The sequence below is a fragment of the Actinoplanes sp. NPDC026623 genome (genome assembly GCF_040638275.1).
In the GTDB taxonomy this organism is placed as follows: domain Bacteria; phylum Actinomycetota; class Actinomycetes; order Mycobacteriales; family Micromonosporaceae; genus Actinoplanes.
The window spans coordinates 1-18,614 of record NZ_JBEZXZ010000099.1; the positions used below are offsets into that span (position 1 = coordinate 1).

The 18,614-nt window shown below is 71.8% G+C and carries 16 protein-coding genes and 2 pseudogenes; 6 read left to right on the plus strand and 12 right to left on the minus strand.

The annotated features are described in order from the left end of the window. Positions 1 to 8: 8 nt before the first annotated feature. Complete coding sequence (locus AB0F10_RS26110; RefSeq protein WP_360630207.1) at positions 9 to 1,247, minus strand: hypothetical protein; 1,239 nt, start codon at positions 1,245 to 1,247, stop codon at positions 9 to 11. 757 nt (positions 1,248 to 2,004) lie between these two features. Here AB0F10_RS26110 and AB0F10_RS26115 point away from each other — a divergent pair. Further along, complete coding sequence (locus AB0F10_RS26115) at positions 2,005 to 3,351, plus strand: HAMP domain-containing sensor histidine kinase (protein ID WP_360630210.1); 1,347 nt, start codon at positions 2,005 to 2,007, stop codon at positions 3,349 to 3,351. 47 nt (positions 3,352 to 3,398) lie between these two features. Here the strand turns inward: AB0F10_RS26115 and AB0F10_RS26120 are convergent, their stop codons facing one another. The 4 genes from AB0F10_RS26120 to AB0F10_RS26135 all read right to left on the minus strand — a co-directional run bounded on the left by AB0F10_RS26120 (position 3,399) and on the right by AB0F10_RS26135 (position 7,440). Next, positions 3,399 to 4,085 carry a response regulator transcription factor gene (locus AB0F10_RS26120; RefSeq protein WP_360630213.1) on the minus strand — a complete coding sequence of 229 codons (687 nt, stop codon included), beginning with the start codon at positions 4,083 to 4,085 and terminating at the stop codon, positions 3,399 to 3,401. Between the two features lie 120 nt (positions 4,086 to 4,205). After that, on the minus strand, positions 4,206 to 5,240 hold the full coding sequence (locus tag AB0F10_RS26125) for a glycosyl hydrolase (protein ID WP_360630216.1): 1,035 nt from the start codon (positions 5,238 to 5,240) through the stop codon (positions 4,206 to 4,208). 941 nt (positions 5,241 to 6,181) lie between these two features. After that, positions 6,182 to 7,051, minus strand: a complete 870-nt coding sequence (locus AB0F10_RS26130) for a M56 family metallopeptidase (RefSeq protein ID WP_360630219.1) — start codon at positions 7,049 to 7,051, stop codon at positions 6,182 to 6,184. Positions 7,052 to 7,059: 8 nt separating this feature from the next. Then, entirely contained in the window at positions 7,060 to 7,440 is a 381-nt protein-coding gene (locus AB0F10_RS26135) for a BlaI/MecI/CopY family transcriptional regulator (RefSeq protein WP_360630222.1), read from the minus strand. Between the two features lie 2 nt (positions 7,441 to 7,442). Between AB0F10_RS26135 and AB0F10_RS26140 the strand changes: the two genes are divergently transcribed. Beyond that, positions 7,443 to 8,333 (plus strand): ABC transporter permease, encoded by an 891-nt coding sequence (locus AB0F10_RS26140; protein ID WP_360630225.1) that lies wholly within the window; start codon positions 7,443 to 7,445, stop codon positions 8,331 to 8,333. Between the two features lie 95 nt (positions 8,334 to 8,428). Here the strand turns inward: AB0F10_RS26140 and AB0F10_RS26145 are convergent. The 7 genes and pseudogenes from AB0F10_RS26145 to AB0F10_RS26175 all read right to left on the minus strand — a co-directional run. Next, positions 8,429 to 8,712 (minus strand): annotated as a pseudogene (locus AB0F10_RS26145) (imelysin family protein); the annotation flags it as partial. A gap of 207 nt (positions 8,713 to 8,919) precedes the next feature. Further along, entirely contained in the window at positions 8,920 to 9,573 is a 654-nt protein-coding gene (locus tag AB0F10_RS26150) for a hypothetical protein (protein WP_360630228.1), read from the minus strand. Positions 9,574 to 9,665: 92 nt separating this feature from the next. After that, positions 9,666 to 10,193 carry an AbrB family transcriptional regulator gene (locus tag AB0F10_RS26155; protein ID WP_360630276.1) on the minus strand — a complete coding sequence of 176 codons (528 nt, stop codon included), beginning with the start codon at positions 10,191 to 10,193 and terminating at the stop codon, positions 9,666 to 9,668. After that, on the minus strand, positions 10,160 to 10,765 hold the full coding sequence (locus tag AB0F10_RS26160; protein ID WP_360630231.1) for an AbrB family transcriptional regulator: 606 nt from the start codon (positions 10,763 to 10,765) through the stop codon (positions 10,160 to 10,162). The genes AB0F10_RS26155 and AB0F10_RS26160 overlap by 34 nt, the downstream gene beginning before the upstream one ends. Positions 10,766 to 10,879: 114 nt before the next feature. Continuing rightward, positions 10,880 to 11,566, minus strand: a complete 687-nt coding sequence (locus tag AB0F10_RS26165; protein ID WP_360630279.1) for a response regulator transcription factor — start codon at positions 11,564 to 11,566, stop codon at positions 10,880 to 10,882. A gap of 101 nt (positions 11,567 to 11,667) precedes the next feature. Further along, positions 11,668 to 12,585, minus strand: coding sequence for an ABC transporter permease (locus AB0F10_RS26170; RefSeq protein ID WP_360630234.1), 918 nt, complete (start codon positions 12,583 to 12,585; stop codon positions 11,668 to 11,670). Then, positions 12,516 to 13,007 (minus strand): hypothetical protein, encoded by a 492-nt coding sequence (locus tag AB0F10_RS26175; RefSeq protein ID WP_360630237.1) that lies wholly within the window; start codon positions 13,005 to 13,007, stop codon positions 12,516 to 12,518. Before AB0F10_RS26175 ends, AB0F10_RS26170 begins: the two co-directional genes overlap by 70 nt. A 184-nt stretch (positions 13,008 to 13,191) precedes the next feature. Between AB0F10_RS26175 and AB0F10_RS26180 the strand changes: the two genes are divergently transcribed. The 4 genes and pseudogenes from AB0F10_RS26180 to AB0F10_RS26195 all read left to right on the plus strand — a co-directional run bounded on the left by AB0F10_RS26180 (position 13,192) and on the right by AB0F10_RS26195 (position 18,611). Next, entirely contained in the window at positions 13,192 to 14,718 is a 1,527-nt protein-coding gene (locus AB0F10_RS26180; RefSeq protein WP_360630239.1) for a diguanylate cyclase, read from the plus strand. Positions 14,719 to 14,788: 70 nt separating this feature from the next. Next, positions 14,789 to 16,028, plus strand: a pseudogene (locus AB0F10_RS26185) (ArsB/NhaD family transporter). A 13-nt stretch (positions 16,029 to 16,041) separates the two neighbouring features. Then, a complete protein-coding gene (locus AB0F10_RS26190) occupies positions 16,042 to 16,521 on the plus strand; it encodes a universal stress protein (RefSeq protein WP_360630242.1) in 480 nt (159 codons plus the stop codon). Positions 16,522 to 16,583: 62 nt separating this feature from the next. After that, entirely contained in the window at positions 16,584 to 18,611 is a 2,028-nt protein-coding gene (locus AB0F10_RS26195) for a CHAT domain-containing protein (protein WP_360630245.1), read from the plus strand. Positions 18,612 to 18,614 lie beyond the last annotated feature (3 nt).

Consider the following 18,614-nt stretch of genomic DNA (forward strand, 5'->3'; position numbering starts at 1 on the left):
GGGCCGGTTCAGCCCTGTGACGGATTCAGGGACCTGCCGAGGGTCCGCAGTGCGGCGACGCAGTCGGCCTGCCGGGGATTGTCAGCGCGCAGCGCGGTCAGGGCGCCGTCGATGGCGTCGTCCACGGTGTGCCACTGCTTCGGAGAGCGGGGCTTGAGGCCCGCCTCCGCGGCGTCCCACGCCACCTCGAGGTCCTTGCTGCGCGCCTTCGCCCCGGCGAGATCTCCCTTGGCGGCCAAGGCGCTCACGTCGTCGACGATGGTCGCGAAGGGCGTCAGGTCCCCGAGCTTCGTCGCCGCCGCGTGTTTCGCCGTGCCCAGGGGTGCCGCGCCGATCGGGCCGGCGGGGCCCGTCGCCGCGCCGGCCGTGGCGGGCGTCGCGGTTGCGGTGCCGGCCGACAGCCAGCCGCCGATGCCGACCACGGCGACGATGCCGGCGGCGGCCCAGGCCAGGTCCGCTCGCTGTCCCAGGCTTGCCCTGCCCCTGCCTCCGGTGGCGGCCGGACCCGCACCGGCGCGGCGGGCCCGCGTCGTGGCCACCTGCTCGCGGGCGACCAGGGCGACGATGACGGCGAAGAACAGCAGGCTGGTCCGGTTGGCACCCAGACCGAGGCCGCCGAACGGGCGGTCCTGCGTGAGCAGGTCACCGACGGACGCGCCGAGGGGCCGGGTCAGGATGTACGCGGCCCAGAACGCGAGCACCTGCCAGGCCTGGGCCCGCCACAGCACCAGCGTGACGAGGAACGCGCCGCCGAACAGCAACGCGCCGTTGAGGAACCCCATGTTCAGAGCCTCTGTGGCCAGGTCGCCGGCCGCGGTGCCCAGGGCGAAGGTGGTCAGGATGGCCGCCCAGTAGAACGCCTCGCGCCGCCGCGTATTGATCGAGGTGATCGACAGGGTCATCTCCTGCCGGTACCAGACGGCGAACACGACGGTCAGGACCACCGCGAACAGCGCCGTGCTCAGGTACAGGCTCACGCCGAGGGTGTCGGTGAGGAAGTCGGTGATCTGCGTCCCGGAGATGCTCACCAGCACCACGCACAGCCAGTACGCCCACGGGGTGTATCGGCGGGTCGAGGCCTGCACCGCCAGGGCGACGGCAAGGACGCCGAAGGCCAGTGTGTCGGTGACGGCCTGGCCCAGCCCGACGTTCACCGACAGGTAGTCCGCAAAGGTCTCCCCGACCGTCGTCGACAACATCTTGATCACCCAGAAGGTGGCGGTCACGAGCGGCACTTTGCTCGCCATGGGACGTAGCCGAATGCCGGTGTCGGTGAATGCCATCTATGCACGCTCCAGAAATCGAGGACGGCTGGTGATTTGCCCGCATACCATCTCGGCGGCCCGCTGAGAAAACGCTGAAGCCGCGGGGACGAAACCACTCGCGGGTCGGCGTGTTCCGCCTGTCGGTCGTGGCGGTTTGGCGGGCCACAGATCCGCGCCCTACGTCGTCGATCCGCCTTGGTCGCGTGGGGATCCGATGCCGTGCTCGCGCAGCGGCCCGACCTGCAGGCTGCGGATACGGCAGACGGTGAGGATGGCGGGCAACGCGGCCATCATGGGCTCCCAGCACCGGGGGTGGTGCAGTGGTCGCTGTCGTGAAGCACGATCGTGCCGCCGCCAGCAGGACGGTGCGGGACCGAGCGGGTGATCGACTCCGGGGTGGCGTGCCGGGTCCAGTCCGGCCCCAGTGCGTCCACAGGACCGGAGTCAGGCACTGCCGTCGTGCCGCCAGGAAAGGGCCTGACCGCGGGCACGGTGATCATCCGCGCACGCCGTATCGGTGATCCTTGGGGTGTTTGGAGGTCCGCTTGGGTGTGCAGGGTTGTCATGCCGCGAGGCTGGCGGCCGCTTGCTGAGAAATCGCTGAATCGGGTCGGCCGCCGTTTCGGGCACGCATGCGGTCTTTCGGGTCTAGCGTGTCGCCGACGGTGGGCGCGGGCGAAGGGAGGTGGATGATCGGATGGCGCGGTGGTTACCGGTCAGATTCCGGTTCGGGGTTCGGATGCGTTCCGCGCTGGCCGCCGCGGCGGTGGTCGCGGTCGCCACGGCGCTGTCCGGGGCCGCGCTGCTGCTCGTCGCGCGCAAGGTGCTGCTCGACAACGTCGACAACGCGGCCAGGGATCGCGCCGCCCAGGTCGCCGCGGCGGTGCGCAGCACGGATCCAGGTACGCTCGCCGCGCTGCTGCGGCCGGCCGCCGGTGAGCGCACGATCGTGCAGGTGCTGGACCCCGCGGGCCGGGTGGCCGCCGCCTCGGACGCGATCGTCGGTGCGCCACCGATGTCGCCGCTGCGCCCGGCCGCGGCTCGGCGTGCCGCCGAGAACCGCCGGCTGCCCGAGGCGCACGACGACCTGTTCCGGGTCGTGGCGGTCGGGGTGGGCACCCCGGCCGGGCGGCAGACCGCGCTGGTCGGGGTGTCGCTGGACACCGTCGACGACGGCACGGAGGCCGTCATCGCCGCGCTGCTCGTCGGATTCCCCGTGCTGGCGGTCGTGGTGGGCGCCGCGACGTTCCTGTTCGTGGGGCGCACCCTGCGGCCGGTGGAGGCGATGCGCCGGCAGGCCGCCACGATCACCGCCCGGAACCTGCACGCGCGCCTGCCCGTACCGGCCGTCGAGGACGAGATCGCCGCGCTGGCCGAGACCATGAACACCATGCTGGACCGCATCGAGGCCGCCTCCGCGGCGCAGCGGCGCTTCGTCGCGGACGCCAGTCACGAGCTGCGCAGCCCGCTGGCCACCATCCACGCCAACGCCGACCTGCTCGAGGCCGCGAGCCTCACCGGGCAGGGCGCACGCTCGGTGCACCGCATCCACGCCGAGACCACCCGGATGGCACGCCTCGTCGAGGACCTGCTGCTGCTCGCCCGGGCGGACGAGCACGGCCTGCGGCTGCGCCGGACCGACGTGGACCTCGACGACCTGGTCTACGCCGAACGCGAGCGGATCCTGCTGGAACACCCACGGCTGCGGGTGGACGGCGACACCCACCCGGTGCGGGTCTCCGGTGACGCCGACGCCCTGCAGCGGGTGCTGCGCAACCTCGTCGACAACGCGACCCGGCACGCCCGCGACCGGGTCACGGTCAGCCTCGACGCCGATGACGGGGAGGCGCTGATCGTCGTCGCCAACGACGGCAAGCCGATCCCCGAGGCCGATCGGGCCCGGATTTTCGACCGGTTCGTCCGGCTCGACGACAGCCGGTCACGGATGGCGGGCGGAGCCGGTCTCGGGCTGCCCATCGCCAGGGAACTCGTGGCCGCGCACGGCGGCACGCTGACCGCCGACGACCTCGCCGACGGCGCGGCCATCCGGATCCGTCTGCCCCTGCCGCCCGCGGCCCCTGCCTGACCGACAGCCCCGGAGGACAGCCCGGATCCCGCGCGAAGGGATGGTGCTCATCCGCCGTCGGCGTTGATCCGGTAGCCGGCGCCGCGGACCGTCTCGATCGCGGCGCGTCCGAACGGATGGTCGATCTTCTTGCGCAGGTAGCCGATGTATACCTCGACGATGTTGGGGTCGCCGGTGAAGTGCGCGTCCCATACGTTTTCGACGATCGCCGTCTTGGTCACCGGGTGGCCGCTGTGGCGCATCATAAACTCCAGCAGGGCGAACTCGCGGGGAGTCACCGCGATCGGGGTGGTGCCGCGGCTCACGCGGCGCTGGGCGGGGTCCAGGCTCAGGTCGCCGGCGGTCAGCACCGACGGTCTCTGCGGGGCGCCGCGCCGGACCAGGGCGCGCAGCCGCGCGACGAGCACGACGAACGAGAACGGTTTGATGAGGTAGTCGTCGGCGCCGAGATCCAGGGCGTCGGCCTGGTCGTACTCGCCGTCCTTGGCGGTGAGCATGAGCACCGGCGTCCATATCTCGCGGGCGCGCATCCGGCGGCATATCTCGTACCCGCTGAGGCCGGGCAGCATGATGTCCAGCACGATGGCGTCGTAGGCGCCGTACGGGGTTTCGGTGGCGGCCCAGTAGCCGTTCACGCCGTCGTGGACCACGTCGACGGTGAAGCCCGCGGGGCCGAGGCCGTCGCGGATGGTGTCGGCGAGGCCGACCTCGTCTTCGACCACCAGGATCCGCATGGCACCTCCCTGCGGCAGGCTGTCATGCCTGAGCTGAAGAAATGCTGAGACGAGCCCCTGAGTGCGGTTGAGCCGCCCGGCTGGTGGGCCGGGCGGCTCGTGGGGTGGTGCTGTCGGGGCTTAGCCGATCTTGACGTTGAAGAGCTTGTTCGCGGCGAGGGTGCGGAAGGCGGTGAGGCTGGTCTTCTTGCTGTCGATGCTGATGTCGCGGTCGCCCTGGTCGTCGTGCTTGGTGTCGAAGTACACGATCGCCTTGATCGCCGGCCGCTTCGCCAACTCCGGCAGCACACTGTTGAACCCGGCCGACTTGTCGACCGGCTTGCCGACGCGGTGGTAGACACCCCACTCGGCGATCATCAGCGGCTTCGACGCGTGCTTCTTTGTCGCCCAGTCGTAGAACGTCGGACCGTTCTTGGCCTTACGGTCGAGCAGGTCGGCGAACTGGCCGTAGTGGTACGCGCCGCGCTCGGCGGAGACGTAGGAGTCCAGGCCCATCCAGTCGACGACGTCGTCACCGGGGTACAGGTCGGCCCACCACTTCTGGGCCATCCACTTCTCGTTGCCCATGTACGCCATCACGTTGATCGCATTGGTGACGCCCTGGGCTTCGAGGCGCTGGATGGTGTGGCGGTACATGGCGGCGAAGTCCTTCGCCTCCCAGCCGGAGCCCTTGCGGGCGATGACGTCGTTCTCCGGCTCGTGATTCAAGACGAGGAAGAACTTTTCCGGGAAGTCTTTCTTGATCCGGGCGGCGAACGCGTCGATCCGCTTGTCCTGCTCACCCTTGGCGACCTTCGCCCAGGACGACTTGTAGGCGATCTTCCAGTTGAGCAGCAGCACCCGCGGCTTGCTGGTGTCGCGGGCCATGGCCTTCTCCGCGGCGGTCGGGAACACCTCGTCACCCTTGTGATAGGTGTGATAGATGCTCGCGGTGCGCCCGGAGAGCTTCTCGAAGTCCTTCAGCGCCTTGTCCCGCGGGGCGTCGGTGAACCCACCGGCGGCGGCACCCCACAACACGCCACACGACGGCACGAGCAGGTCGTTGGTCTTACAACCGGCGGCGGGAGCGGCAGTGGCGGCGGTGGTGCCGGCCAGCGCGGCGGTGGCACCCATGGCCATCGCGGCCAGCACGGTCATCGACTTCTTGAGACGCATTTGGTTTTTCCCCCCGCTTGTCCAGCCGTTGTCGGCCGGGCATGCAGAGAAGATTCCGGTCTGCGCGGTGCGGGCCCTGGTCCCGAACAGGTGCCGCCCGGTTGCGGACGGCCCGAACGGCGCGACTTGAGGATTTCCGCGCTCGAAAACCTCGCCATACAGGTGATACCGGACACTGGTGAGCCGGTTCGCGACGCCCCGAGGCCGTTCAGTAGCCGTGGTCTCGAGCCAACCTGTCGATCCGCTCGGCCGGCGACCTACGACCCGGCGAACCTTCCCCGCCATGAACGGGCGTGACCACCGCGTGCGCTCGCGGCGCCGCGCCTGGCCCGTGTCAGCTCTACAGCTTGTAGAAGCCGATGGGCGACCGGGCAGGGGTGTCTGCTCTGATGGCGGCGGCATAGGGGGAGGTCCTGCTGGTGCTGCTCAGCCGCGAGTCGCGCAACACCGTCGAGTTGCAGCAGGGCTACACGGACATCTTCGGCGACAAGCCGGTCATGGACGTCATCCGGATCGGCTGGGCACTCACTCGGCTGGAACGCCGCGGGTACATCCGAACGGCGATCCGGGCCGAGGCGTCGGTGACCGGGTCCCGGCGTGAGTTCGCGCTGACGTCGGCCGGATGGCAGCGGCAGCAGGCCTGGTTGGCGGACCCTCCGCCCGACATCGACCGGTCGGAGATCTACGCCCGTGCCATGCTGGCCGTCGCCTACGCGGACCGGGCGACATTCGAGCCGCGATCGGCGCCTGCCGGAAGGTCGTTGACCGTCAGTGGCGTGCGATCGAGGACCGGTCCGGCGCCGTCGACTCGGTGGGCTCGGTCAGCGGTGCCCGGGAGGCGTTCGAGGTTGCGTCGCTCACCGCGCTCGGCACCTGGTTGTACCACCTGCGCGGGTCCAACAGGGATCGCGATGCACCGTCGTGACTGCGGACGTTGCCGGTCAGAGCCAGGCCTGGGCGAGTACCACGAATTCGACGGTCGCCACCGTCGTGGCCGCGAGGAAGCTCGCGCTGAGCAGTATCGGGCCGAGTAGCCGGCGGCGCTGCGGTGTGGGTGCGGGCTCGGCGAGTGCCTGCACCCGGAGCACTGCCACGCCGCTGTGGATGCCGAGCACCGCCGCCGGGCCGGGGCCGGTCGTGGCCAGCGCGGCGCGGGCGACCGCCCGTGCCACCAGGTTGCGGTCGGTGACGGCTGCGGCGGCGTCCTCGTCCGCCCACCGCTCGACCAGGTAGGTAACGGTGTCACGCACTCGGGCGAGTAGCGGATTGACCGCGGCGGCGGCGGAGGCCCAGGCCACCAGTCGGTCGTGGCGGTGGGCGAGGTGGGCGCGCTCGTGGGCGAAGACCACTCGTCGCTCGTCGTCGTCCAGCAACCGCAGCATCCCGGTCGTCACCAGCAGGTGTCCCGGTCGACCGGGCACGGCTACGGCCAGCGGGGAAGGCAAGTCGGCGACCACGAAACCGGCGTTTGGCGAACCGACCGCCCGCAGTCGCCGGTGCGTGTCGAACCGGTGCCGCAGGTCCTTGCCGAGCCGCGACGCTCCCCAGATCCAGAGGATCGCGGCGGCCAGTGCCACCACGCCCGGTACCGGCTCGGGTAGCTCCAGCGTGGGGTGGTTGTCCAGAGCGGACAGTGGGGGCAGGTCGTCCAGCAGGGTCAGCGCGAGCAGCGTCAACGACCAGGTTGACGACGCGGCGGCGACCAGCGCCGCCGCGACCAGGCCGCGAGCCGCCACCGACGGTGCACCGTGCGCGGCGATCCGCCGAGCCGCCACGGCGAGCGGCAGCGCGAGCAGCAGTGGAAGATACACCGCGATGATCATGGTTTCGGTCGCCGCTGCGCCGCGGAGAGCAGCCTTCGCAGCGTGGCCGCGTCAGCGTCGTCGAGCGTCGCCGCGAACTGCTGCAGCACCGCCTGCCGGTCGGGGCGGTCGCCGAGGGCGGCCTGCATCTGCGCGGCCGCCGCGGTCGCCGCGTCCTGGACCGGCCAGTACACGTGCCCACGTCCGACCCGGTCACGGCTCAGCAGGTTCTTCTCGTGCAGCCGGATGAGGATCGTCTGGACGGTGTTGTATGCCAGATCACCGCCGAGCGCCTGCTGCACGTCTGCCGCGGTCAGCGGTTGCGCCCTGGCCCAGAGCACGCCCATGACCTCGGACTCCAGTGTCCCTGGCGCGCGGCGCCGTTCGTTCTCACCCATGCGTGGAAGACCTCCGCGGCCAGGATATCCGCAGGATGGAACCAACTGTGCCGTCCGCTGAGGCCGCGGCCCGGTCGGGCCGCCGCTGCGGCCGGGCGGGCATGAAGTCATGTCGGCATCGCACGCCGGTCAGATTGGATGTAGAGATGACGGGAAGCGGGATCGCGATAGGCCCTGCCCTGGTGACGCTGCTGGTGCTGCTCGTCGGCTTGGGTGCGGCCATCGGCTACCTTGCCGGACTCGGCGTCGGCCGCGCCGTCCTGACGGCGAGCCTTCGTGCGGTACTCCAGTTGGCGTTCGTGTCCACGCTGATCGCCGCGGTGCTGAATGCCGCGTGGGCCACGGCCGGCTTCGTCGCACTGATGCTGGCCGTGGCCGTGGTCACCTCGGCGCGCCGGATCGGCTCGATCCGTACGGCCTGGCCGGTAGCCGCCGCGATCGCGGCCGGGGCCCTCCCGGTGGGTGCCGCCATCGTGCTCTCCGGCGTCATGCCGTTGACCACGGTTGCCGTGTTGCCGATCGCCGGGATACTCATCGGCGGCGCGATGACCGCGGCCTCGTTGGCGGGTCGACGGGCCCTCGACGAGTTGCGCCAGCGGCACGGGGAGTACGAGGCCGCCCTCGCCATCGGGCTTCTCCCACGCGACGCCGCACTTGAGATCTGCCGGCCCACCGCCGGCCAGGCCCTGGTCCCGGCGCTCGACCAGACCCGCACCGTCGGCCTCGTCACGCTTCCCGGGGCGTTCGTCGGGGTGATGCTCGGTGGTGGCTCGGCAGTGCAGGCCGGTGCCACCCAGGTCCTGGTGCTGATCGCTTTGCTGGCCGTCGAGGCGGTGACCGCGTCCGCCGCCCTCGAATTCGTCGCCCGGGGCTGGATTCAACGCCCGATCTAGCACGAGCGGGTACCGCCGCCAGTTTGCACAGAACACGCCGCCGGGTGTCGCGCTGGTACCCGCGGCGGCGATCACGCGCCGCCGCGGGTAGTCGGTCATTTCGCTACAGCGGCCGCGACCTTGCTGATCGGTTCGGCCACCGTGTTGATCACGTCGGACAGCTCCTTGAGGTCCGCCCGGGACAACTCGGTGTGCAATTTGTAGCCATCACCCGCGCGGTGCTTGGCCAGGGCGATGTCGACCGCGGTGAATCCGGAGTCGAGCTCCTTCACCAGATCGGGGTCGCGCTGCTCCACCGCCGGCCGAAGGGCGGCGATCGCGGCCTTGGACCCCTCCACGTTGGCGGCGAAATCCACAGATCGGTGTGCGAGTAGCGGTCCGCTGCGGCCGAGAGCATTCGCCCGCAGCGGCGCGGCGTCGATGCGTGAGTACCTCAACCACGAGCTCATCGGACCCGGCGTGTTCTTCACCGTCGTGTTCGGCATGTTGGGAGCCCTGCTGGGCGGGCTCGGCGGGCTCGCCGGCCGCCGAGTCGGCGGGAGCGCGCCTTCGATGGTTGCCGAATGGACACGGGATCCGCGTGGCGCTACAGCAGGGCCAGGGAGGGGTCGTCGTCCGCTCCGGTGTCCGACTGCGCGTTGATGGTGCAGAACCGCCACCCGCCGTCGGAGCCTTGCAGCAGAGTGATCTGCAGGGCGGTCGGCGCGAGCTGGTCGAACGTGGTGATGGGTACGCCGGTGCGGCTCACCACGGTCTCGGCGGGTCGCGAGGCGGTGACGTCGAGGATGACCTTGCCGTTCAGGGTGGCCACGCTGCCGCCGCGGGAGGGCGTAGGGCCGACGACGGTGCTGAAAACGGCGGCGCTGGGCTGCAGATACGCCTTGTCCCGGAGTAGGCCGTCTGCCTGCTGGTAGACGAGGTGGTGAATGGCGCAGCCGGGTGTGGCGATGGAGTCGACCAGGGCGGGGTCCGGGTTGGCGAGCAGCCACTGGCCGTACCCGGAGAGCGAGGTCAGTATCGCGGGCCACGCCGTGCCGGTGATCTTCAGCGCCGGTGCAGGGATTCTGGGCTTCGGCGTTACCGCGGTGGTGACAGCCATCGGCGACGCGGAACCGCGGACGGCGGGAACGGTGGTCGCGGGTGTCGCCGCGGCGCCGGTGGGCGTCGCGCACCCGGACAGGGAACCGGCCACGGCCGCGGCCACCACGGCGGCCGCGCCGACACGCTGCGGAATGCCCATGATCTTCTCCTGCCGTCAGGTCGGATGTGTCCTGGCTCTGGATCGGGCCAATGGGTGGCGATCTGAGTGAACGGCGTCGAGGGTGCCCTTCGTCATCCGCCTCCTCGTCGGCGGATGATCCAGCGAATGATCGACGGGGTCAGCAGGACCACGACGAACAGTCGGATGCTCTGGACGGCGGAGATGACCACCACGTCGCGGCCCGCGCCCGCGGCCGTGGCCACCACCGCATTGATGCCGCCGGGCGTGGTGGCGAGGTAGGCGTCCAGGAACGGCATTCCGGTGACGACGGCGAGGCACCATGCCAGGGCCGCGCAGGCGAGACACACCAGCCCGATGGCGCCGAGCAGATACGGCGCGAGCCGGCGCATGCTACGCACGGACGCACGGCTGAACCGCAGTCCGACCTCGAGCCCCACCAGCACGAAGGCGAGGTCGCGCAGCGGCCCGGCCGGCGTGAACGTGTACGAGCTGCCGGCCATGAGGAGCAGCGCGGTCAACGCCATCGGCCCGAGCACCGCAGGGGCCGGAAGCGACAGGCGGCGCCCGGCCCGCATGCCGACAACACAGACCAGGGCTATCTGAATCAGGCCCGTCGCCTGGTGCGGGTTGGTGACCAGGTGGCCAAGCGTGGGGAAGGCGCCGGGCGGGGCGGCGCGGCGATCGGCCCCTGTGCGACGGCGACGATCAACGGTGCGCTCAGGGCGACGAGTCCGACCCGCAGGTACTGGGCGAAGGCGACCACCCGTGAGTCGGCGCCCACCTCCTCCGCGGAGGCGACGATCGCGGCCGAGCCTCCCGGGATGAGGCCCATCAGGGCGTCGGCGAGCTCGATTCGGCTCACCCGCGCCAGCAGGGTCGCGCTGCCGGCGCAGAGTGCGATCGTCGCCAGTGTGACACCGGTCAGCGACAGCACGGTGCCGGCGACCGCGCGTATCACGGCCGGGTTCAGGTAGCTGCCCATCAGGATGCCCACGGTCGCCTGTGATCCGCTGACGGCGGCCCGGGGAAGGTTTCCGGAGGTCGCGCCGCTCAGCGCCAGCGCGACGCCCACGAGCAGCGACAGCACGAGTTGCGGCGCGGGAATGCGTGCCTTCTCCCCGAACTCACTGACCAGGTAGCAGCCGATGGCCAGGGCTGGCCATGCCGAGGCCGCGATCAGCCGTTTCCGCGTACGGGAGATGCGATCCACTACGCGAGCATCGAGAGCGATCATCACGTTTGTCCCGTCGCCTTTAAATGGGGCAAATCAGATGAAATCTAGGCCGATGCTTATAAGAGAACGCTGAAAGCAACCGCTACTTGATCAACCGCCGTCGGCGGCGATGCGGTACCCGGCGCCGCGGACGGTTTCGAGGGCGGTCCGCCCGAACGGGTGGTCGATCTTCTTGCGCAGGTAGCCGATGTACACCTCGACGATGTTGGGATTGCCGTCGAAGTTGGCGTCCCACACGTTCTCGATGATCGCCGTCTTGGACATGGCCTGCCCGCGGTGACGCATCAGGAACTCCAGCAGCGCGAACTCACGGGGTGTCACCGCGACCGGGGTTCCGGCGCGGGTCACGCGCCGCTCCGCCGGGTCGAGGGTGAGATCGCCGACGGCGAGCACGGCGGGGCTTTCCGGGGCGCCGCGCCGGATCAGCGCCCGAAGCCGGGCCACCAGCACGACGAACGAGAACGGTTTGGTGAGGTAGTCGTCGGCGCCGAGGTCGAGCGCGTCGGCCTGGTCGTACTCGCCGTCCTTGGCGGTGAGCATGAGCACCGGGGTCCACACCCTGCGCCGGCGCAGGGTGCGGCAGACCTCGTACCCGTTGCGGCCCGGCAGCATGATGTCCAGGATGATCACGTCGTATGCGCCGTGCGGCGTCTCGGTCGCGGCCCACAGGCCCTCGGTGCCGTCGTGGACGACGTCGACGGCGAAACCCGCCGGGGTCAGACCATCGCGGATGGTTTCCGCCAGGTCCACCTCGTCATCCACCAGCAGCACGCGCATGCCGACCTTCCGACCGTCGGTCAACCGAGCGTACGGTTCAGATGGTCGCGGCGGTGAAGGACCGCGGCATTCGCCATCTGGCACGTTCGGGCGCCGAAGGGTCAGAGTGTGCGCAGGGCGTCGGTGGGGGAGAGCCGCGCGGCGCGCAGGGCCGGGTAGAGGCCGGCGCAGCCGCCGATCAGCACGGCCGCGGCGAGGCCGGCGCCGGCCGCGGAGGCGGGGACCAGGGTCTGCCAGCCGCGTGCGGTGGCCATCGCGTACGTGAAGAGGACGCCCAGCACCACCCCGGTCACGCCGCCGGCCGCGCCCAGCAGCAGCGACTCCGCCAGGAACTGGGCGCCGACGTGGCCGCGGGTGGCGCCGAGTGCCCGGCGCAGCCCGATCTCACCGCGCCGCTCCAGCACGGAGATGACCAGGACGTTGGCGATGCCGATGCCGCCGACCAGCAGGGCGACCGCGCCGAGGCCGAGCAGCAGGACGGTGGTGCCGCCGGTGACGGCGAGACGCGCGGTGAGCGCCTCGGACGGCCGGCTCACCGCGACCTCCTCGGGATGTTCGGGGTTCGCCGCGCGCCCGAGCAGGCCGGCCACCTCGTCGGTGCGCTCGGTCCGCGCCCGTACGAAGATTCTCGTCGGGTTTCCGCGGTAGCCGAAGTCGGCGGTGGCGATGGGTGCGCCGATCAGCGCCGCGGTGTCCAGCTCGGGTGCCAGGTCCACGGGCGCCAGCATCCCGACGACGGTGTACCAGTGCTCGCCCAGGTAGACCCGAGGCCGGTCGGCGACGTCGCGGATGCCGAGGACCGTCGCGGCGTAGTTGCCGAGCACCACCGCCGGCCAGCGGGCCAGCGCCGGGTCCAGGAAGCGGCCGTCCCGCAGGGTGCCGTCGAGCGTGGCGAGGAGCTGCGGGTCGGTGACCCGCACGGACAGCCCGCCGGTGCGCCCGCTCGGTATCAGGTCGGTGCGGTAGACCCGCACCGGGAGCGTCGCGGTCGCCGGAATCTCGCCCGGCGAACGAGCCACTCGACGACGAGGATTGCCGCGCAGATGCTGATCGCCGCGTGGAACACCGTGAGGTGGACGGCGAGGAGCACGTTGGTGTGCCACACGGCGCTGTAGGTGCCGATGCCGGAGTCCTGCCAGAACCGGGGGAGGAACCAGTACCGGTCCACGAGCGCCTCCTCCCAGATGGCGTAGGCGACGCCGAGCAGGACCAGGCCGGGGAAGCCCAGGCCGAACCGGTGGGCGACCTCGCGGCAGACCAGTGCCCCGCAGCCGTACAGGGCCGCCATGAAGGCGAGGTTCCCGGGCATCAGAAGCTCCAGGGGCGGGCTGGAGCCCGACAGGCCCTCGCCGAAGAGGGGCGCGATGAGAAGGATGAGCAGCACGGGGCTGGTGACGGCTCGCCGGAGTCGTCCGGGTTCACCACCGGTGGTCGCCATCACGCCAATCTCCCAGGAATGGTTCCGGCGGCGCATCGGCCACAGGTCGGCCGCCACCCTCTCCCGAAGTCGGCCCCTGCCGAGCCGAAGGAAGCCCCCAGGCGGCGAGGTGATATCCGAGGCGTCCGCTCAGCTTGCCCCCGGGCGTACCGATCCGTACCGGTGCCAACTGTGGGGAGGGCGGAAGATGCGGCTTGCAATGGTCGTGCTTTACACCGGAGCCGGCCTGATCGCTCTGCTCTACGCCGCCTTGACGTATCGGCGGCGGTCCGAGACGCCCCTGGCGCTTCCGCTCAGCCTCGTCATGGCCGGCTCGGCGCAGTGGGCGCTGGCCGACGCGTGCGCCCTGGCGGCGCCGACGCCCGGGCTGGCGGTCACTTTCAACTATTTGATCTTCCTCGGCGTGGCGACGGTCGTCGTGGGCTTCTTCTGGCACACCACGGTCTCCGCGGGGCGGCGGCCGCCGCGGCTCGCGCTGATGCTGATCCATCCGGTGCTGCTGATGGCCGTCCTCGCCACCGATCCGTGGCACCACCTCTTCTACCGGCGGGTCGAGGCGGGCGGCCTCGGGATGGTCGTGCAGCCCGGCCCGGCGTACTGGGCTCACGTCCTGTACAGCTACGCCATGATGGCGTTCGGCCTGGTGCTGGTGATCCGGGCGTTGCGCCGGGCGGTCCGCGGCCAGCGGCGGGTGTACCTGTGGTTCCTGGTCGGCGCTCTCGCGCCGACGGTGGGCAACCTGGTGACGGTGTTCATCGACGTGGACCTGCAGGGGCTCGACCTGGCCCCGGTGCTGTTCCTGACCTCCGGTGTCGTCTGGTGGTGGACCGACCGCTCCGGCGTGAACTCCGATCCGGTGCCGGTCACCTATGCGCAGGTCCTCTCGGCGCTCAGCGACGCCGTGATGGTGCTGGACCCCAACGGCCGGTTCCTCGACGTCAACCCGGCTGCCACCAAACTGCTCGCCGCCGTGAACCCGGCGTGTGACGCCGTGATCGGCAGGCAATGGCGGGAGGTCGTCGGCCCGCACTTCACCGCGATGGTCGCCGACACGGGCCAGACCACCATCCACGGCCCCTCGGGCGACGTGTACGACTTCCGGGTCGTCAAGATCGAGGCCGCCGCCGACGGCACCAGCACCTGCACCGTGGTGGTGGCCCGGGACATCACCGAGCTGGAGCGGCTCCGCGCCGAGCTGACCGATCAGGCCGTCCGCGACGGCCTCACCGGGGTGTACAACCGGCGGCACCTGGCCGCGGTGCTGGACGCGCAGGCCCGCGCCGCCGCCGACGGCGACCCGCTGTCGATCGTGATGATCGACGTCGACCACTTCAAGGCCGTCAACGACCGGTACGGGCACGCGGTCGGCGACCGGATGCTCGTCGACCTGGCCCGGCAACTGACCGGCTCGGTCCGGGAGAGCGACCTGGTGGCCCGCTACGGCGGCGAGGAGTTCGTGGTCGTCCTGCCGGGGGTTCCCGCGCACGCCGCGGCCGAACGCGCCGACCAGTGGCGCCGGCAGTGCGCCGCCAGGGCGATCGACACGCCGCACGGCACGCTGAACGCGACCTTCAGTGCGGGCGTGGCGCAGCTGGCCGCCACCGGCGGCCCCGACGAGTTGCTGCGCCTCGCCGACGAGGCGATGTACCGGGCCAAGCGGGCGGGCCGCAACCAGGTCCTGGTGGCCGAGTCCGCCCTGTCCATCAGCGGGTAGCGGTGTGACGGGTCGCGGTTTCGGGTAGAGGCTTCGACCGCTGGTGGGCTGCGCGGATTGAGGTCGGTCGGTGAGCACGTTCGTGTCGGTTGCCGTCCTGGTCGCGGTGCTGGGCTTCGCGGTGGCCCGACCCTGGGGCCTGCCGGAGGCGGTGGCGGCCGTGCCCGGCGCGGGCCTGGTTGTCGCGCTGGGCCTGGTGTCGTGGCGCGACGCGGGGCGGGAACTCGCGGCGCTCGGGCCGACGGTGGGATTCCTGGCGGCGGTGCTGGTCCTGGCGTACCTGGCCGACGAAGCGGGCGTGTTCGGCCATGCCGGCTCGGTCGCCGGGCGGTTCAGCCGCGGCTCGCCGCACCGGCTGCTGGGCGTGGTGTTCGTGATCGCCTCGGTGGTGACCGCGCCTGGACGCCACGGTGGTGTTGCTGACGCCGGTGGTGCTGGCGACCGCGACGGGCATGCGGGTGCGCGCCAAGCCGCACCTCTACGCGTGCACCCACCTGGCGAACTCCGCGTCGCTGCTGCTGCCGGTGTCGAACCTGACGAATCTGCTGGCGTTCACGGCCAGCGGGTTGACCTTCGCCGGGTTCGCCGGGCTGATGGCGCTGCCGTGGCTGGCGGTGGTCGGCACCGAGTATCTGCTGTTCCGCCGGTTCTTCGCCGACGACCTGGCCGCCGCCGCGCACCGGGCGCCCGCGGTCGAGCCGGTGCGGGCGCCGCGGTTCGCGCTGGTGGTGCTGGGGGCCACCCTGGCGGGGTTCGCGCTGGCCGAGCCGCTGGGTGTGCACCCGGCGTGGGTGGCGGCCGGCGGGGCGCTGGTGCTGGCCGCCCGCCGGCTGGCCCGGCGGCCGCTGGACGAGGCGGGCCGGCTGGTCCGGGCCGCGAACCTGCCGTTCTGCGCGTTCGTCTTCGGGCTGGGCGTTGTCGTGCTCGCGGTGCGCTCCGGCGGGGTCGGCGACCTGGTGGGCCGGCTGGTGCCCGATCGGGGCGGGCCGCTGGGTCTGCTGGCCGTCGCGGTGCTGGCGGCGGTGCTGGCCAACGTGGTGAACAACCTGCCGGCCACGCTGATGCTCACGCCGCTGGTCGCGCACTCCCCGGGCCTGGTGCTGGCGGTGCTGCTGGGGGTGAACGTCGGCCCGAACCTGACCTATGTCGGCTCGCTGGCAACCCTGCTGTGGCGCCAGATCCTGCACGCCCGCGACCATCCGCCCGCGGCCGGCGATTTTCTGCGGCTGGGTGCGCTGACCGTGCCGGCGTGTCTGCTGGCCGGGGTGGCGGCGCTGTGGCTGGGTCTGCGAGTGTCGGGGACGACGTGAGGATGGGTTCGCCGTGAAGATTGTCGTCTGGGTCACCGAGGGCGGCTGGGAGGCGTGTGTGGACGCCGCCCGGGAGCTCGCCGGCGGGCAGGTGGTGCTGCTGCACGTCGTCGACACCGGCACCGTCGAGGTGGTCGCGGGCGCGCGGGCCGGGCTGCTGGGCCGGGCGATGCCCGCGGGCGGTCCCGCCGTGGAGGCCGCGCTCGGCGCGGCGCAGGCGGCGCTGCTGGACGCCGCCGAGGCGAGGCTGGGCCGCCCCGCCGAGCGGATCGGCCGGCGCGGACGCGTCGAGCGGGAGGTCGTCGCCGCGTGCGGTGACGCCGGGCTGCTCGTGCTGGCCCGCGACGGCGACCACCTCCGGCTCGGGCCGCGCAGCCTCGGCCCCGCGACCCGGTTCGTGCTCGACCACGCGCCGTGCCGCGTGCTGCTGGTCTGGCCCGACGAGCCACCGGATCTCGACACGCTCCCGCCGCCACCCCCGGATCGACCATGAAGGCCGGTGAGCTGTCGGAAAGCCGGATGTGATCATGCTGCTACGGGCAGTAGGGTCCGCTCGTGTCGTCCCAGGCAGTCGCCGCCCAAGTGCTCGACCGGATCGGCCGTGCGGGGTTTCCGGCCGGCCTCGGCCCGCTCGCCGAGCTGCCGGACGACGAGGCGCGCGAGCTGATCTCGGCGCTGGTCCGCTGGGTGCTGGACGCTCCGGCGGCCGGTCAGGCGGCCGCGCTGACCCGGCTGGTGCGCGTCGTCACGGCGATCAACAGCTCCGGGCGGGACATCCGGGCGGACCTGCCGGACGAACTGCTCGGGCTGCCGTCGTACCGCCTCAAGGCCGGCGGGCGGGTGCTGCCCCTGATCGAGACCGCGCAGATCGAGCGGCTGGTCGCCGACAACGGGTCGGCTGAGCTCGCGGACGCGCTGGAACGGGCCAGGCCGCACCTGCGCCGCGTCGCCACCGCCTCGGCCGGCCCGCAGGACGCGCTCACCAGCCTGGTGCGGCAGCTGCAGCCCGTCGCGCGGGAGGAGCAGCGCCCGACGCGAGGGCTCCCGAGACCCCCGGCCGGCCACGACGCGCAGGTTCCGCCGCCGCGGGCGCGGCGCCGGGCGGATCCCCGCCTGGAGGCGCCGGAGCGCGTCGAGCCGGGCGCGGTCTTCGAGCTGCGCGTCGGCCTCGCCGAGCGGGTCTCGCCCGGCGTCGAACAGCCGGGCGGCGAGGGCATGCAGGTGCCGGTGGGCACGTTCACGCTGACCGTCAAGCTGCTCCTGGACGGCTTCGCCATCCTCGGATCACCGTCGACCGTGGAGCTGACGGCGGACGATCAGGACCCTTATCCGTACGCGGTGGTGCGGCTGCGGGCGCTCGAGGACCCGGCGTACGCCGACCGGCGGAAGATCGTCGCGGCGTACCAGTTGGGTGAGCAGTTGCTCGGCCTGTCGTTCCGCTGGGTCTCGGTCGGGGCGCAGCCGCCGCCGCAGGAGCCGCCGGCCGGGCCGGGCCGGGTGTGGATCCTCGACACCGACGACACCCAGCAGCCCGACGTCTACGTCCAGGTGGTCAGCGGCAACAACCTGTCCGACCCGCGCCTGCTGTGGCTGTTCGGCTCGCCGCACCCGCAGGTCGCCGGGTCCGGCGGCTGGATCGCGCACGGCACCGTCGAGAACGCCGCCGAGTGGAGCCGGATCCGGTTCCGGGGCGTGCAGGCCCGCCGCGACAAGGCGGATCTGCCCGACTATCTGCGGGGGATCGGCAAGGAGGTGCGCGCGCTCATCCCGCCCCAGCTGTGGCAGGCGCTGCGCGCCGCCGGCGCGGTGACCGGAACCCCCGCGGTCCTGCTGGGCACGGCCGATCCGTACCTGCCGTGGGAGCTCGCGCTGCTGCCGGAGGGCTGGGGCCGGCCCTACGGCGAGGTGCTCGGCGGCTATGCGGCGATCGGCCGCTGGTCGCACCCCGGCGAGACGACGGCGCCGGCACCGGCGCCCGCGGCCCGCATCGAGGCGCGCCGGATGGCCGTGGTCTCCGGCGACTATCCGAAGAGCCGGCGGCTGGCCGAGGCCGAGCAGGAGGCGGCGGATCTGACGGCCGACTTCGCCGCCAGCGCCGTCGAGGCCCGGACCGAGGCGGTGATGGCGTGCCTCCGGGCGGATCCCGCATTCGACGTCGTGCACTTCGCGGTGCACGGCAACTTCGACGCCACCGGAACGGCCGACGGCATCCTGATGGTGGACGGCGACTTCCTGTCGCCGGTCTCGGTGCGCGGCCTTCCGCCGAGCGGCATCCGGCTCGTCTTCCTCAACGCCTGCCAGCTCGGCCAGGCGCAGTCGCTGCTCGGCGAGCCGAACGGGATGGTCCCGTCGTTCGTCGACATCGGCGCGGAATCGGTGATCGCTCCGCTGTGGAAGGTCGACGACGCGGTGGCGCGCGAGGTGGCGGCGGGCCTCTACGAGACGCTGCGCAACGGCGGATCGCCCGCCGAGTACTTCCGCCGGCAGCGACAGGAGAGCCACGGCAAAGAGGGCCAGCCGTTCGGCACCCGCCTCGCCTATCTCTACTTCGGCCACCCCCGGCTGGCCGTGACCTGGCACTGAAAG